This window comes from Sutterella massiliensis (assembly GCF_016899755.1).
In the GTDB taxonomy this organism is placed as follows: Bacteria; Pseudomonadota; Gammaproteobacteria; order Burkholderiales; family Burkholderiaceae_F; genus Sutterella; species Sutterella massiliensis.
Window position 1 is genome coordinate 1 of sequence record NZ_JACJJC010000233.1, and the last position, 550, is coordinate 550.

Consider the following 550-nt stretch of genomic DNA (forward strand, 5'->3'; position numbering starts at 1 on the left):
AGGCAGTTCGCCGCGTTCCTCGGCCTCGTGCCCATGCACACCGGCAGCGGCGGCAAGACCATCACGACGCATATCCCGATGCGCTGCAACCAACAGCTCCGTGCGCTGATGATTGAATGCGCTCAGGCCGTCGCCAGGGCCAAATACAAGACCCCGTGGGTATCGGCCATCCTCGCAAAGAAGCCTAAGAAGGTGGCGCTCGTCGCCATCGCCAACCGCATCGCTCGACAGTGCTGGGCCGTCGCCTCGAAGGGCGAAGCCTGGAAAGACTTGAGCGTCACGACAGCATAGGAGACGATATCGTGCCCGTCCGGATTGCTCAAGCTTGCTGATGTGAAATCGGTTACGCCGACCCCTGTCAAACCTGGAGATAATTTAAGCAATTAGTTGCTGTTGAATAATTTAGGAGCAGGGGTCGGACCTTACATCATGGCCACGTCGAAGGCGCACAGTCGCCGCAGAAATGACGATCAACAGGTCGAATAAGAATGCTCAATCCCTTGACTTCGTAGCGCATCGGAAGCCTGCACCCGGATCGGTTCCTGACTCA

At 57.5% G+C, this 550-nt stretch carries 1 protein-coding gene; it reads left to right on the forward strand.

From position 1 onward, the window contains the following. The coding region (locus tag H6A60_RS12330; RefSeq protein ID WP_205105057.1) for a transposase at nucleotides 1-291 on the forward strand (291 nt) is incomplete at its 5' end. Nucleotides 292-550 lie beyond the last annotated feature (259 nt).